Origin of the sequence: Paraburkholderia sp. CNPSo 3281, assembly GCF_024206515.1 — a bacterium.
Lineage (GTDB): Bacteria > Pseudomonadota > Gammaproteobacteria > Burkholderiales > Burkholderiaceae > Paraburkholderia > Paraburkholderia nodosa.
In genome coordinates, this window is sequence record NZ_JAMBPS010000001.1 from 45,950 (window position 1) to 61,536 (window position 15,587).

The 15,587-nt window shown below is 67.7% G+C and carries 10 protein-coding genes and 1 pseudogene; 7 read left to right on the forward strand and 4 right to left on the reverse strand.

Translation table 11 applies throughout. The annotated features are described in order from the left end of the window. The first annotated feature begins 72 nt into the window (after positions 1 to 72). The gene (locus M3I56_RS00230) at positions 73 to 2,028 is read left to right on the forward strand and encodes a tetratricopeptide repeat protein (protein ID WP_254351983.1); all 1,956 of its coding nucleotides are present in this window, start codon (positions 73 to 75) and stop codon (positions 2,026 to 2,028) included. A gap of 89 nt (positions 2,029 to 2,117) precedes the next feature. Here the strand turns inward: M3I56_RS00230 and M3I56_RS00235 are convergent, their stop codons facing one another. Continuing rightward, positions 2,118 to 3,413: an MFS transporter gene (locus tag M3I56_RS00235; RefSeq protein ID WP_254351984.1), complete on the reverse strand. Its 1,296-nt coding sequence runs from the start codon at positions 3,411 to 3,413 to the stop codon at positions 2,118 to 2,120. Between the two features lie 340 nt (positions 3,414 to 3,753). On the opposite strand from M3I56_RS00235, the gene M3I56_RS00240 reads away from it, so the two are divergent. Continuing rightward, positions 3,754 to 4,284: a GNAT family N-acetyltransferase gene (locus M3I56_RS00240; RefSeq protein WP_254351985.1), complete on the forward strand. Its 531-nt coding sequence runs from the start codon at positions 3,754 to 3,756 to the stop codon at positions 4,282 to 4,284. Positions 4,285 to 4,331: 47 nt separating this feature from the next. On the opposite strand, the pseudogene M3I56_RS00245 reads toward M3I56_RS00240, so the two are convergent. The 3 genes and pseudogenes from M3I56_RS00245 to M3I56_RS00255 form a co-directional block, all read right to left on the reverse strand. Next, positions 4,332 to 4,511, reverse strand: a pseudogene (locus M3I56_RS00245) (DUF2968 domain-containing protein); the annotation flags it as partial. A 48-nt stretch (positions 4,512 to 4,559) separates the two neighbouring features. After that, positions 4,560 to 5,915, reverse strand: a complete 1,356-nt coding sequence (locus M3I56_RS00250; protein WP_254351986.1) for a gamma-glutamyl-gamma-aminobutyrate hydrolase family protein — start codon at positions 5,913 to 5,915, stop codon at positions 4,560 to 4,562. A gap of 132 nt (positions 5,916 to 6,047) precedes the next feature. Next, the gene (locus tag M3I56_RS00255) at positions 6,048 to 7,805 is read right to left on the reverse strand and encodes a cation:proton antiporter (protein ID WP_254351987.1); all 1,758 of its coding nucleotides are present in this window, start codon (positions 7,803 to 7,805) and stop codon (positions 6,048 to 6,050) included. A 213-nt stretch (positions 7,806 to 8,018) separates the two neighbouring features. Between M3I56_RS00255 and M3I56_RS00260 the strand changes: the two genes are divergently transcribed. The 5 genes from M3I56_RS00260 (at position 8,019) to xdhC (ending at position 15,561) form a co-directional block, all read left to right on the forward strand. Further along, the gene (locus tag M3I56_RS00260) at positions 8,019 to 9,410 is read left to right on the forward strand and encodes an amidase (RefSeq protein WP_254351988.1); all 1,392 of its coding nucleotides are present in this window, start codon (positions 8,019 to 8,021) and stop codon (positions 9,408 to 9,410) included. Between the two features lie 139 nt (positions 9,411 to 9,549). Continuing rightward, positions 9,550 to 10,080, forward strand: a complete 531-nt coding sequence (locus M3I56_RS00265; RefSeq protein WP_254351989.1) for a disulfide bond formation protein B — start codon at positions 9,550 to 9,552, stop codon at positions 10,078 to 10,080. A gap of 372 nt (positions 10,081 to 10,452) precedes the next feature. Beyond that, on the forward strand, positions 10,453 to 12,009 hold the full coding sequence (gene xdhA, locus M3I56_RS00270) for a xanthine dehydrogenase small subunit (protein ID WP_254351990.1): 1,557 nt from the start codon (positions 10,453 to 10,455) through the stop codon (positions 12,007 to 12,009). Then, positions 12,006 to 14,390 carry a xanthine dehydrogenase molybdopterin binding subunit gene (gene xdhB, locus M3I56_RS00275; RefSeq protein WP_254351991.1) on the forward strand — a complete coding sequence of 795 codons (2,385 nt, stop codon included), beginning with the start codon at positions 12,006 to 12,008 and terminating at the stop codon, positions 14,388 to 14,390. Before xdhA ends, xdhB begins: the two co-directional genes overlap by 4 nt. Positions 14,391 to 14,508: 118 nt before the next feature. Continuing rightward, entirely contained in the window at positions 14,509 to 15,561 is a 1,053-nt protein-coding gene (gene xdhC / locus M3I56_RS00280) for a xanthine dehydrogenase accessory protein XdhC (RefSeq protein ID WP_254351992.1), read from the forward strand. Positions 15,562 to 15,587 lie beyond the last annotated feature (26 nt).

Genomic DNA, 15,587 nt, shown 5'->3' on the forward strand with positions numbered 1-15,587 from the left:
CAACTTCGGGAACGGGTCCGCGAGTGTGGGAAAATGCCGCCTTTGTGTCCCGAACGTTTTGCTTCTTCAGTTATGGAACAGCTTTTTGTCCGCGCGTACGCCGCACATCGCGACGGCCGGCTGGACGACGCCGAGCGCGACTACCGCGCGACGCTCGCCGCCGATCCCGTGCACGTCGATGCGCTGCATCTGCTCGGCGTGCTACGGCATCAGCGAGGCCAGCACGCCGAAGCCGCGGACCTCGTGCGTCGCGCGGTCGCTTTGCGCCCTGACGACGCCGCGCTCCAGCTGAACCTCGGCAACGCACTCAAGGCGCTCGGCGAACTGGAAGGCGCAATCGAGCGCTTTCGCAACGCGCTCACACTCGCGCCTGCGTTTGCCCTCGCGCATTACAACCTCGGCAACGCCTATGCGGTGATCGGCCGTCACGAGGACGCGATGTACGCGTTCGGCCAGGCCGTGCGCCTGCAGCCCGGCGACGCCTCGTCGCACAACAACCTCGGCAATGCGCTGCACGCGCTCGGCCGCCATGCCGAAGCCGCCGACTCGTTTCGCCGCGCGCTCAAGATCCGCCCGGGCCACGCCGGGGCGCACAACAACCTCGGCATGTCGCTCAACGCGCTTGGCGACAGCGCGAGCGCGGTCGAACAATTCCAGAAGGCGCTGCGCGTGCAGCCGCGCTTCGTCGCCGCGCATTTCAATCTTGCGAATACGCTCGACGCGACCGGCCATCACGGCGAAGCCGTGGCTGCCTTCGAAACGGCGCTTTCGCTGCAGCCGCATTTCCCGCCGGCCCTGTTCGGGCTCGGCAATGCGCTTGTCGCGCTCGGCCGCCACGACGCAGCCATCGGGCCCTACGAGCGTGCGATCGGCTTCGATCCGAAATTTGCCCTCGCCTGGCTCGCGCTCGGCGTGGCGCATCACGCGCTCGGCCGGCATGCGGCCGCGCTGCGCGCCTTCGACGAAGCGCTGCGCGTGCGGCCCGATCTGGCCGCCGCGCATTTGAATCGCGCGCTCACGTGGCTCACGCTCGGCGACTTCCGGCGTGGACTGCCCGAGTACGAATGGCGGCTCGATCCGGCCGCACGCGACGAGGCACACGCCAACGCACCGCGCGGCGCAGGCTACATTCTGCCCCCGCAGGTGAACGCACCGATTGCACCGATTGCGCCGATTGCGCCGCGCACGACGCAAAGCACGCTGCCACGCTGGCACGGCGAGCCCCTGAACGGACGCACGCTGCTGATCGAGGCCGAACAGGGTTTCGGCGACACACTTCAATTCGTGCGCTTCGTGCCGCAAGTCGTCGCAACGGCACAGAAAACCGGAGCACGCGTCGTGCTCGAAGTGCAGCGCGCACTCGTGCCGCTCATCGCGCCCGCAGCTGAAGCCTGGCGCGTCACGCTCGTCGAGCAGGGCACGCCCCGGCCCGCCGCCGACCTGCACTGCCCGCTCCTCTCGCTGCCGCTCGCGCTCGGCACGAGCATCGACACACTGTCCGCGCGCACGCCCTACCTCAACACCAGCGCGGCCTACGGGCGCAAGTGGCGCGGCTCGCTGGGCGGCCAGGCGCGGCGCAAGATCGGCCTTGCGTGGTCCGGACGCATCCAGAAGCACGAGAATCGCGCGATTGCGCTCGCCGCGCTCGAACCGCTCTTCGCGCTCGATGGTATCGACTGGATCGTCCTGCAACCCGAACTCAGCGCCGCGGAACACGCGGCGCTCGACGCGCATCCACGGGCACGCTCGATCCACCGGCTCGGCGGCAAGCTGCAGGATTTCGCGGATACCGCGGCCGTGATCGAACGTCTGGACGGCGTCGTGTCGATTGATACCTCGATCGCCCACCTCGCGGGCGCGCTGGGCGCGAAACTCTGGGTCATGCTGCCGTTCGCCGCGGACTGGCGCTGGTTTGCGGGCACCGACGAAAGCCCGTGGTACCCGCACGCGCGGCTCGTCCGTCAGCCACGCCCACATGCATGGGCGGAAGTCGTGGAAACGGTCGCGAGCGAGTTGCGCGACGCGTAAGCGGCACAATGAAAAACGGAGCGCCTGAGCGCCCCGTCCTTTTATTGCTTTCGCCGCGAGAGTGCCGGCTCAATCGGTCAATCCGCCGATCAGGCAGCCTTGTACTGATTGCGCGCTTCCGGCGTGCGATAGAGCACGAGCGTCGCGATGAGGCCGCACACGCCGGCGACGCCCATCCAAGCCCCCGGCGCCGCCTTGTTGCCGCTCACGTGGATGAGGTAGGTCGAGATCGCCGGCGTGAAACCGCCGATCGTCGTCGCGAGACTGTAGGCAAGCGAGAAGCCGGCCGTGCGCACATCGGCGGGCATGACTTCGGTGAGCGCCACGACCATCGCGCCGTTGTAGCAGGCGTAGAGGAACGACAGCCACAACTCGACCGTGAGCAGGCGGCCGAACGACGGCTCCGCCACGAGCCACTGCACCGTGGGATAGGCGGTGAGGATCGTGAGCACGGTGAAGGTGATCAGCATCGGGCGGCGGCCCACACGGTCCGAAACCGCGCCGGAAACCGGCAGCCAGAAGAGGTTCGACAAGCCGATGCAGACCGTCACGATCAGCGTGTCGATCTCGTTCAACCTGAGCACTTCCTTGCCGAAGGTCGGCGTGTAGGCGGTGATGAGGTAGAAGGACACGGTGGTCATGATGACCATGCCCATACCGGCGATCACGACGCCCCAGTTCTGCACCATCGACGCCATGATTTCGCCCATCGACGGACGATGCTTCTTCTTCGCGAACTCCTCCGTTTCCTGGAGCGAGCGGCGAATGATGAAGAGGAACGGCACGATCAGGCAGCCGATGAGGAACGGCACGCGCCAGCCCCAATTCGTCATCTGCTCGACGGGCAGCAGGCGATGCAGCAGCACGCCCAGCAGCGCGGCAAACACCACGGCGACCTGCTGGCTGCCCGACTGCCACGAGACGTAGAAGCCTTTGTTGCCCTTGGTCGCGATTTCGGAGAGATAGACCGAGACGCCGCCCAGTTCCACGCCCGCCGAGAAACCCTGCAGCAGCCGCCCCAGCAGCACGAGCGCCGGCGCGAGTATGCCGATGGTCGCGTAGCCCGGCACGACGGCGACCGCGAGCGTGCCGAACGCCATCAGGCCGAGCGTAAGCATGAGGCCCTTGCGGCGGCCGTGATGGTCGATGTACGCGCCGAGGATGATGGCGCCGAGCGGACGCACGAGGAAGCCCGCGCCGAACACGGACAGCGTGAGCATCAGCGAAGCGAACGCATTGTCACTCGGGAAGTAGGTCCGGGCGATCGCCGAAGCGTAGTAGCCGTAGACCATGAAATCGTACATTTCCAGGAAGTTGCCGCTGACGACGCGGAAAACGGTCCGGAATTTTGATTCGCCAGGGGATGCGTGGGACGCGGTAGACATGACACTCTCTGAAGAGACTGTCCGGGAAGCCTGAGCGGCTCGCGGGACAGTGAAAAACAATCACTCGCGGTAAAACGAGGGTCGCGCGCGCGCGCGGGCATTTTATTGTGCGATACGCGCCGGGACTCAGATATTCGGGCATTTCCTTAAAAGAGGCTAGCAAAAAGCATCAACAGAGCCCAATTCTTCCATATTTATTACGACATAAATTCATTATTCTTTCATTGCGGGCGACCCCGCCGCGAGCGTCCTCGAATGGGGCAAAATGTCTTGCAGCAGGGCTTGGCGCGCGGCCCCCGACGCGCGCCCTGATTCAGACGCCCACACGTCCGCCATCCGCATGACCGACATCCCAGCCCTCACGCTGCGCCCGGCCACCGTCGCCGATGCTCCCTTGCTCGCCGCCATGCATGCCGCAAGCTGGCAGGCGACGTATCGCGCACTGCTGCCCGCTGCGTTTCTCGAACGCGAAGTCGACGCCGAGCGCGCGGCTTACTGGCGCGCGCGCATGGAAGCGCCAGGCAGCGAACGGCGGCTCGTCCTGATCGCCGAGCTTGCATCGGGTGCGGCCGTGGGCTTCGTGTGCGTCGAACGCCAGCCCGGCTCTCCCTGGGGCGTCCTGCTCGACAATCTTCATGCGCTGCCGGCGCACCAGGGCACCGGCGTCGGCAAGCGGCTCATGCGCGCGGCGCAGGACTGGGCGCGCGCCCAGGGCGAGACGCAGCTCTATCTCTACGTGCTCGACGGCAACACGCCAGCGATTGCGTTCTACGAGCGCCAGGGCTGGACCTATTCGGGCTCGGAGCCCGACCGCATGGGCGGCATCGACATCACCGCACTGCGTTACGTGTACCGGCTCGGCGGCCAGTGAAGTCCGCCAGACTCAGCGCAAACAACCGAGGCTTTTAAGCCATTCCCGATGCGTTCGATGAAGGTCTTTTGCGCCTCCAGCTCCGTCCGGCGTATCTCTAACTGCGAAAGCTGCTCGGTTTGCCGCGCGAAGTCTGCGTAGATCGCCTCGGAACGTGCTTCGTCCTGCGAACGGATCACGCGCCAGAAGTGCTTGTCCTGAAACAGCACGACGTAGTACGTCACGCGGCCAGGAGGGGGTGGCTGCGATTCGCAGTGATCGCCCGTGGTTTGCAATCAGAAGCGGGTTTCGCGCGCAGATCGCAAGAAGGTGTCGAGCAGCGGCGTGCAGTCGAGCAGTTCGGGGCCGCCCGCACGATGGAACTCGGGGTGCCACTGCACGCCCACGACGAATGGCGAACGCCGGTAACGCACCGCCTCGATGAGCCCGTCGCCCGCCGAAACGGCCTCGACAGTCAGGTCGCGTCCGAGGCTCTTCACCGCCTGATGGTGAATCGAGTTGACGATCGCCTCGCGCCGCCCAGGGAACATGGTCGCGAACGTCGAGCCCGCCGGGAACGTGACCGCGTGGCGATGCTGGTCGTAATGCTCGCTCACGTGCACGCCGGCCGTCGGCACTTCGGTCGCGATGTCCTGAAAAAGCGTGCCGCCAAACGCCACGTTGATGAGTTGGCAGCCGCGGCACACGCCCAGCACCGGCTTGCCCGATTCGACGAACTCATGCAGCAGTTCGAGTTCGTACATGTCGCGCACGCGGTCGCCCGGCCATTCGGGGCGCGGCGAGACTTCCGCATACGTCTGCGGCGAGACGTCGGCGCCTCCCTGGAGCAGCAGGCCGTCGAGATGCTTCGCGTAATCGCGCAAGCGGATATTGCTCGGGTGCAGCATCCCTTGATGCCCGACCGTCGGGATCATGAACACGATGACGTCTCGAGACATCACCCAGTGTGCGATCGATTCCTCCAGGTATTGCAGCGTCTTGCCGCGCAGCCCTAGTGCGCCCGGCTCCGGGTGGAAGATCCGCGCCGAGACGCCGATGCGCAACGTGCGCTGCGTGATGCGCTGACCGGCGCGGTCGAACATTTGCCGCGCCCGCGCCACGACGATGCGGCCGAACACCGCCCAGGCCGAATCGCTCGCGCGCAGATAACGCGGCGGTTCCGGCGGAATGGCGCCGGGCGGCGGCGGGTGATGTGCAGTGAAGTCGGGCGCCTGGCCGAAGCCGGCCGGCGCAGCACCAGGACGTTGCGGCGCAGCAGAGGCTGCCGCCTCGCCAGTGCTCGCCGGTTCGGTATGCGGGGCCGGCGCGGGCGCGGACTTGCCGGCCTCGGCGGTTTCGCTGATCGGAATACTCGGCGTCGTGCCCGCCGGCGCCTGCTTCGGCAACTCGCCAGGCGCGGAAGCCGCTGCCGCCCCTTCAGCGCCGGGCGTGACGGTCGAAGCGCTTTCGGGCGCATCGGTCGAAGCGCGTTGCGCGGCTTCCCCGGAGGGCGAAGCGGAAGGCGATGCAGAGGGAGAACCAGCAGGAGGAGAGGACGAGGACGAGGGCGCGGGGGCGCCGGCAGGACCGGCATCGGCAGGACGGCTTGCGCCGTCAGGGACCTCGGGGTGGTCTGATTTGTTATCGCTCATGACGTGGGGTCAGGCGCGCGGCGCGCGAACGAATGAACAGGCTTTGATTATCCGTCGCACGGCACGCCGCCGCCACCCCCGCACACAATTGCTCACATCCCGTCGCACCAGCGGCACCTCGAACTCGCCTGGTCAGGCATCCGGCCGCTCGTCGAAGGTTTCGCGCAACGCAATCTGCATCGACGCGTGGATCTTCACGCACCAGCGCCACAACAGCATGGTGAGCGCCGCCGCGCACACCAGCACGCCGACGAGAAAGCCCGTGGGCGGCAGGATCGTGCCCGAGAGCGCCGCCACGAGCAGGAACACGCCGAACATCGAGACCACGGGCACCAGTTCCGCAATCACATGCCGGATCGCGCGCGTAAAGCGCCCGGCCTTCTCCGGCTGCACGCTCACTTCGGCGAGCAACAGCGCGAGCGACTGCGTCTTGCGCCACACCGCCACGAGAAACGGCATCGCGAGCACGAGCGCCGCGCTCCACAGCACGACACGCTGAATGCGCTCGTCACCGATCCAGTGCGCAAGCAACGGCGACGCGTAGCGCGCGCCATACGAAACGCCGATGAAGATCGCCGAAACGAGCGCGAGATTCACGGCAATCTGCACGACGATGCGCTTCGTGAGCGAAAAGATCGTGGGCCCGTCCGAGCGCGGCACGAGGCAGCGCAGCCACTGGCTGTACATGCCGAACACGTTCGAGACGGCAGGCGGCATGGCGCGCGCGAGGCGCTGCGAGAGCGGATCGGCGATGCGGATCAGGTAAGGCGTGGTGAGCGTCGTGATGGCCGAAACGGTCACGGCGATCGGATAGAGAAATCCGCTCGTCACCTTCAGCGTGAGACCGAGCGAGGCGATGATGAACGAGAACTCGCCGATCTGCGAGACGGTCATACCCACGCGCATGGCGGTGCGTCCGTCGTGGCCCGCGAGAAAGGTGCCGAGGCCGCACGACACGAGCTTGCCGAGCACCACGGCAAGCGAGATCACGGCGATCGGCCAGGCGTAATCGACCAGCACGAGCGGGTTGAGCATGAGCCCGATCGTCACGAAGAAGATGGCGGAGAACGCGTCGCGCAGCGGCGCGACGAGATGCTCGATGCGATGCAGATGGCGCGACTCGGCCATGACCGCGCCGATCAGGAACGCACCGAGCGCAATCGAATAATCGAGCTTCACGACCAGCAGGCAAAAGCCGAAGCAAAAGCCCAGCACCGAGACGAGCAGCATTTCGTCGTTGCCCACGCGCGCGATATAGCCGAGCACGCGCGGCACGATCAGGATGCCCGCGAGCAGCGAGACCAGCATGAAGAGCAGCAGCTTGCCGAGCGTGATGAGCGCGATGCCCGGCGAGAGCTCGCCCGTCTGCGCGATGCCGCCGAGCAGCACGAGCATCGCAATGCCGAGAATGTCCTCGACGATCAGGATGCCGAACACGAGCTGCGCGAACGGCTCGCGCTTCACGCCGAGATCGGAGAGCGCCTTGACGATGATCGTGGTCGAAGAGATGGCGAGAATCGCGCCGAGGAACAGCGCATCCATCGTGGCCCAGCCGAACGCGCGGCCGATCTCGTAGCCGAGCCACAGCATCAGCACGATTTCCGAGAGCGCCGCGACGATGGCGGTCGCGCCCACCTGGAAGAGCTTGCGCAGGCTGAATTCGAGGCCGAGCGAGAACATCAGGAATACCACGCCGAGCTCGCCGAGCGTCTGGATGGTCTGCTCGTCGTGAATGAGCTGGAACGGCGGCGTGTACGGCCCGATGATCACGCCCGCCGCGATATAGCCGAGCACGACCGGCTGCTTCAGGCGATGAAACAGCACGGTGACGACGCCTGCCAGCGCCATCACGACTGCCAGATCCTGAATGAAGCCGATTCCGTGGTGCATGAAGGTCTTTCCTTACAAATAGCTATCGATTCTGCGCATATTACCCGATGCGCGGCGTGAGCCAAATCGCACGCAAGGAAAAAAGCCGACCTACAATGATGCGACCCTTGCAGGCGCGGCCCGCCCTCGGCGCCCTTCGCCGGCGGGCCGCCCGCCTGCTCCGCTGACCTTCGCGCAGCGCGCCGCCGCGCATTGACCGAGTCTTCCGCCGCCATGACCACCGCTTTCACGCCCGCTTTTACCCCGTTCCCTCCCCTCGCCCGGCTCGCGGCCGACCTCGCCGCGGGCCGCACGACGAGCCGCGCGCTCGCCGAAGCCGCGCTCGAGCGCATCGCCGACCCGGCCGGCCAGGGCGCGACCGTCTTCACGCATGTCGATGCCGAGCGCGTGCGCGCCGCCGCCGACGCACACGACCGCCTGCGCGCGTCCGGCACGGTGCTTTCGCCGCTCGCGGGCATCCCCGTCTCGGTAAAGGATCTGTTCGACGTAGCAGGCGAAGTCACGCGCGCGGGCTCCACGGCGCTCGCGAATGCGGCGCCCGCCAAAGAGGACGCCACCGCCGTCGCGCGGCTGCGCCATGCGGGCGCGGTGCTGGTCGGCCGCACCAACATGAGCGAATTCGCGTTCTCGGGGCTCGGCCTGAATCCGCACTACGGCACACCGCTCTCGCCCTGGCGCCGCGGCGTGGCAGGCGACGCGCGCGTGGCGGGCGGCTCGTCCTCGGGCGCGGCGGCCTCGGTCGCGGACGGCATGGCCGCCGTCGCGCTCGGCACCGATACCGGCGGCTCGATCCGCATTCCCGCCGCGTTCTGTGGCCTTACGGGCTTCAAGCCCACCGCCGGGCGCATTCCGAAAACGGGCGGCGTGCCGCTCTCCCCCACGCTCGACTCGTTTGGCCCGATCGGCAACACGGTGGCGTGCTGCGCGCTCACGGACCGCGTGCTCGCCGGACTCGCGCCGCACGTGCCGGCCGCGCGCCACCTCGAAGGCGTGCGCCTCGGCGTGCTCACCAACTACGTGACCGACGACGTGGACGCCGAAGTCGCGGAGACGATCGATACGGCGCTCAAGCATCTGGATGCGGCCGGCGCGATCGTGAGCGAAGTCCGCTTTGCCGCCTTCGAGCGCCTCGCCGGAATCAACCGTATCGGCTTCTCGCCGATGGAAGCGTATGCGTGGCATCGCGAGCTGATTGCGAAGCATCGGGACCAGTACGACCCGCGCGTGCTGGTGCGCATCCTGAAGGGCGAGCACGCTACGGCCGCCGACTATCTGGACCTGATCGCCGCGCGCGCAGCGGTCATGGCTGAGGCCCAGGCCACGCTCTGGTCGCGCTTCGACGCCGTGATCGCGCCGACCGTCCCCATCGCGCCGCCGCCCGCCGCCCCGCTTGTCGCCGACGACGATGTCTTCGCGCGCACCAACGCGCTCGTGCTGCGTAACCCGAGCGCGTTCAACTTCCTCGATGCCTGCGCGCTCTCGCTGCCGTGCCACCACTACGGCGCAGCGCCGGTCGGACTGATGCTCGCCGCCGCGCCTGACAACGATGACGCGCTGCTCGCCATTGGACGCGGCGTCGAGGCCGTGCTCGCGCCGCTGCGCTGATTTGAGCGGGAATCGCTCGAGCCCCTGCTGCGTGCGGGCAAGGACACGTCCGCGCCGCGCGCAACCTTCGCGCTAGAATCCCGTCACGCCGTCGCAGCCACCTGTGCGCTGCGCCAGATAACCCGAACGAATGAGCCTCATGAACGACGATAACGCGCTGTTGCGCCGCGAGCGCGGCCTGCTGGTCCTCCTTGGCCTGATCTGCCTCGCGCTCCTGGGCGGCGCCCTGTACTTCCAGTATGTCGAGCATCAGGACCCGTGCCCGCTGTGTATCCTGGGGCGCTATTTCCTGATTCTGATCGCGGTCTTCGCCTTTCTCGGCGCGCGCATGACGAGCTGGCGCGGCGTGCGCGTGCTCGAAGCGCTCGTGGTGCTTTCGGCGGCAGGCGGCGCGATTGCGTCCGCGAAGCTCGTCTGGGTGCAGGCGTTCCCCAACTACAGCTGCGGTTTCGACACGCTGCAGCCCATCGTCGATGGCCTGCCTTTCGCGCACTGGCTGCCCGGCGTGTTCAAGGTGCAAGGCCTTTGCGAAACCACCTATCCGCCGACGCTTGGCCTGACCATGCCGGTGTGGTCGCTGCTCGCCTTCGTCATCGCGTTCCTGGTCGTGATCCTGAGCCTGTGGCGTAACCGGCGCCGCCAGGTGTCGTGGCCCGGCATCCGCCGCTGACCGGGGAAAGGGCGCGGCGCGCCTTTTCAAGCTCCACCGGCTCTTCTATCGCTTCCGCCGCCCAGCCATCGGGCAGCGCGCACGCCAGCGCGATTCGAGCGCCAGCCTCGCACGGCAGCATCGAATCGCGCACGACTTCCGCACCATCCCCTCCTTGCGGGCGCGATCACCGCACGCAATGGCTTTGCAACGCCGCGCGCGCTGTGACGTCGTCATGACCCAACTCACATAACCCCCATCTTGCGGGGGAAATACTTTCCTGCGGCAAGCGGTGCTATCTTCGGAACTGGATGGCGATCTACGTGCGCGAGGCCGGTGCTGGCGCGCCCCTCTCGTAACGCGCGCCTGATCCGCAATGTCCCCGGGTTCACCATGACAACGCAAACCATCCGCTTCCTCCACCGAGGCGCCGTGCACGAAGTGCGCGACCTGCCTCCCACACGCACGGTGCTCCAGCACCTGCGCGAGGATCTGCACGCCTGCGGCACCAAGGAAGGCTGCGCGGAGGGCGACTGCGGCGCGTGCACGGTCGTCGTGGGCGAACTCGACAGCGAAGGCCATCTCGCGCTCAAGGCTGTCAACGCCTGCATCCAGTTCCTGCCGACCCTCGACGGCCGGGCGCTCTACACCGTCGAAGACCTGCGCCAGCCGGATAGCGCACTGCACCCGGTCCAGCAGGCGATGGTCGATTGCCATGGCTCGCAATGCGGCTTCTGCACGCCGGGCTTCGTCATGTCCTTGTGGGCGCTTTACGAGAACCAGCCTGCCGGTGCGGGTCTGCCGAGCCGCGAGGAAATCAACGAGGCGCTCTCGGGCAACCTGTGCCGCTGCACCGGCTACCGGCCCATCATCGAAGCGTCGCTGCGCATGTTCGACGAGACCTGCCATGCGCGCGTGGCGCTCGATCGCGCTCGCGTCGAGGCGCAACTGCGCGCGCTGCAGCGCACCGGCACCTTCGAATATCGCGGCCCCGATGTGCGAGGCGCCGCGCACGGCGAAAGCACGTTCTACGCGCCGCGCACGCTCGCCGCCTTCGCGGCGCTGCGTGCCGCGCATCCTGACGCGCGCGTGCTCGCGGGCAGCACCGATATCGGCCTGTGGGTCACGAAACAGTTCCGCGATCTTGGCGACCTCATCTACACCGGCAACGTCGCGGAACTGGCGAGCGTTGCGCGCGACGCCCAGACGCTCACGATCGGCGCGGCCGTCCCGCTCGAAGATGCCTACGCCGCGCTCGCCATCGATTACCCCGAACTCGCGGAACTGTGGGCGCGCTTCGCCTCGCTCCCTATTCGCAATGCAGGAACGCTTGGCGGCAACGTCGCGAACGGCTCGCCCATCGGCGACTCGATGCCCGCGCTGCTCGCGCTCGACGCCACGCTCGTGCTGCGTCGTGCGGCGCGCGTGCGCACGCTGCCGCTTGCAGCCTTCTACACGGGCTACCAGAAGAACGCGCTCGAAGCGGGCGAATTCGTCGAAGCGGTCCGCGTGCCCCGCCCCGCGCCGACATTGCGCTTTCGCACCTACAAGGTCTCCAAGCGCTACGACCAGGATATCTCGGCGGTGTGCGCTGCGTTTGCGCTCGACGTTCGTGAGGACGGCACCCTCGCGAACGCGCGTATCGCCTACGGCGGCATGGCCGCGATCCCGCAGCGCGCCGCGCTTGCCGAAGCCGCGCTCACCGGTGCACGCTGGGACGAAGCCAGCGCGCAGCGCGCGATGGATGCGCTCGCCACCGACTATCAGCCGCTCACGGACATGCGCGCGAGCGGCGCCTATCGCCTGAAGGTCGCGCGCAATCTGCTGTGGCGCTGCTGGCTCGAAACGCGCGACGACGCCCCGCTCGCGCCGTGCGACGTCAACGCGTTCGCTTTCGCCGAAGGCGACGACGATGGCCGGGACAATGCAGCCGCCGGAGTCACGTCATGAACGATCAAGCCGAAGCGCTCGTCATGCGCCCACAGCCAGGCGATGAGCACGCCCACGAGCGCGCGCTCGGCGCGCCGCTGCCGCACGAATCCGCCGATGCGCACGTGAGCGGCGAGGCGCGCTACACCGACGATATCCCCGAACTGCACGGCACCGTGCACGCGGCGCTCGGCCTGGCGCGCCATGCGCACGCGCGCATCGTCGCGCTGGATCTCGAACGCGTGCGCTCGTCGCCGGGCGTGCTTGCGGTGTTGACCGCCGCCGATATCCCCGGCGAGAACGACTGCGGCCCGGTCGTGCACGACGATCCGGTGCTCGCGAGCGACGTCGTGCAATATCTCGGACAGCCCGTGTTCGCGGTGATCGCCACGAGCTACGAACTCGCACGCCGCGCCGCGGCGCTCGCCGCGAGCGACGACGTCGTTCGCTATGAGCCGCTCGAGCCCGTTCTCAGCATCGAAGAGGCGCGCACGCGCCAGCACTACGTACTGCCGCCGCTGCGTCTCGTGCGCGGCGCGCCGGATGCTGCGCTCGCCGCTGCGCCGCATCGCCTCGCAGGCACGTTTGCCGTGGGCGGCCAGGAACAGTTCTATCTCGAAGGCCAGGTGGCCTACGCGCTCCCGCAAGAGCAGACCGGCATGCTCGTCTACAGCTCGACGCAGCACCCGAGCGAAATGCAGCAGGTCGTCGCGCATCTGCTCGGCTGGCCCGCACATCGCGTCGCCTGCGAATGCCGGCGCATGGGTGGCGGCTTTGGCGGCAAGGAATCGCAGTCGGCGCTGTTCGCGTGCGTCGCCGCGCTCGCGGCGCACAAGCTGCAGCGGCCCGTGAAACTGCGTGCGGATCGCGACGACGACTTCATGATCACCGGCAAGCGCCACGATGCGCTCTACACCTACGAAGCGGGCTACGACGACGAAGGACGGCTTCTCGGCGCGCGCGTGGAGATCGCGCTGCGCGCGGGCTATTCCGCCGATCTTTCGGGCGCGGTCGCCACGCGCGCGGTATGTCACTTCGACAACGCCTACTTTCTTTCGGATGTCGAAATCGTGGCGCTCTGCTGCAAGACGAACACGCAGTCGAACACCGCGTTTCGCGGCTTCGGCGGCCCACAAGGCGCGCTCGTGATGGAGGTGATGCTCGATGAAATCGCCAGGGCGCTGGGCCGCGATCCGCTCGATGTGCGGCGCGCGAACTATTACGGCGTGGGCGAGCGTGACATCACGCCGTACGGCCAGCGCGTGGAGGACAACGTGCTCGCGCCGCTCACCGACGAACTGCTCGCGTCGAGCCGCTATCACGAGCGTCGCGCGGCCATCGCCGCGTACAACCGCACGAGCCCCGTGCTCAAGCGCGGCCTGGCGCTCACGCCGGTCAAGTTCGGCATCTCGTTCAACGTGCCGCATCTGAACCAGGCGGGAGCGCTCGTGCATGTGTACCGCGATGGCTCGGTGCTCGTGAACCACGGCGGCACCGAAATGGGCCAGGGGCTCAACACCAAGGTTGCGCAGGTCGTGGCGGGCACGCTCGGATTGCCGCTTGCACGTGTGCGCGTGAGCGCTGCCGATACCTCGAAGGTCGCCAATACTTCGGCCACGGCGGCCTCCACGGGCAGCGACCTCAACGGCAAGGCCGCCGAGGATGCAGCGCTCACGATCCGCGCGCGCCTCGCGGCGTTCGCGGCTGCACAATACGGCGGCGCGGCCGAAGACGTTGCGTTCGACGATAGCCTGGTGCGAGCGAACGGCAAGGCGATTGCCTTTGGCGAATTCGTCGAACTCGCGTACATGAAGCGTGTGCAACTGTGGTCCGATGGCTTCTACGCCACGCCCAAAGTGCATTGGGACGCGCGCACGCTCACCGGCCATCCGTTCTACTACTTCGCCTATGGCGCGGCGGTGTCCGAAGTGGTCGTCGACACGCTCACGGGCGAATGGAAACTCGTGCGCGCCGACGTGCTGCACGACGCGGGCCAGTCGATCAATCCGGCCATCGATCTGGGCCAGGTGGAAGGCGGCTTCATCCAGGGCATGGGCTGGCTCACCACCGAGGAGCTTTGGTGGAACCGTGACGGGCGGCTCATGACGCATGCGCCGTCCACCTACAAGATTCCGGCGGTGAGCGACACGCCAGAGGCATTCAACGTGAAGCTCTATCGCAGCGGCGGCAACGACAACGTCGAGGCGACCGTGTTCCGCTCGAAGGCCGTGGGCGAACCGCCCCTGCTGTTGCCGTTCTCGGTATTTCTCGCGATTCGCGACGCCGTGGGCGCGGCGGTGCCCGAGGCGCGCGAGGCCGCGCCGCTGCGCGCGCCCGCGACGCCTGAAGCGATTCTCGATGCGCTGGACGCGCTGCAGGCAAACAGCCGCAAAATGAACTGACCGCGCGAACCGGCCAGCGCCTCGCACACTCCAACCGCGAAGCGCAGCCCGCGCGAGGCCACGAAGATTAACCGGCGGCACAGGCAACACCGTGCCGCCCCGTAGGGAGAAGCGCCAGATGCAAGCCTGGCTTTCCGATCTGCAGCACCTGCTCGCGCACGGCGACGCCGCCGTGCTGGTCACCGTTGCGCGCGTCGAGGGATCGGCGCCGCGCGAGGCCGGCACGAAGATGATCGTCACGCGCGAAGCGGCCCGCCACACCATCGGCGGCGGCCACCTCGAATGGAAGGCCATCGAAATCGCGCGCCAGGTGCTGCGCGACGGCATGCGCACGCCGCACGCGCGGCGCCTCGAGCGCCTCGCGCTCGGGCCGAGCCTCGGCCAGTGCTGCGGCGGCGCCGTGGTGCTCGCGTTCGAGCGCCTCGACGTGGCCGACCTCGGCTGGCTCGCCACGCTCGCGCGCCGCCTCGCGGCAGGCGCGTCGACCGTGCGTAGCGTATCATTTCGCTCCTCGCGGAACGGGAGCCCCGAGGGCGAAGGCACCGTAGCCGATCCGGCCATGCTTTCCGAGCCGGAACCGGGCGTGGAAGCGCCCGACTGCCTGCTTTGGGAAACGGGCGGCGCGCTGCTTCTCACCGAAACCATCGCGCCGAACGATTTTCCCGTCGTGCTGTTCGGCGCGGGCCACGTGGGCGCGGCGCTCGTGCGCGTGCTCGGCACGCTGCCCTGCCGCGTGCTGTGGGTCGACGAGCGCGACGCGGCGTTTCCGACGCCCGAGGCGTTCGCACTGCTGAACGCGCCCAACGTCGCGATCGACGCCAACGACGCGCCCGACGAGGCCGTCGACACGGCCCCGCCCGGCACGAGCTTCATCGTGATGACGCACGATCATTCGCGCGACCTCGATCTCGCCGAGCGCATCCTGCGCCGCGGCGACTTCGTGTTCTTCGGCATGATCGGCTCGCACACGAAGCGCAAGCAGTTCGAGCACCGGCTCGCCGCGCGCGGCATCGATCCCCTGCAAATCGCGCGCATGAACTGCCCGCTCGGCGTGGACGGTATCGTCGACAAGTCGCCCGAAGTCATCGCCGTCTCGGCCGCCGCGCAACTGCTGCAGGCGATCGAAGCGGCGAAGCTGGCGAGCGCGGCGCATGCCCCCCATTCCGCGTGATGTCAAACACTGAAGAACCCATAAGC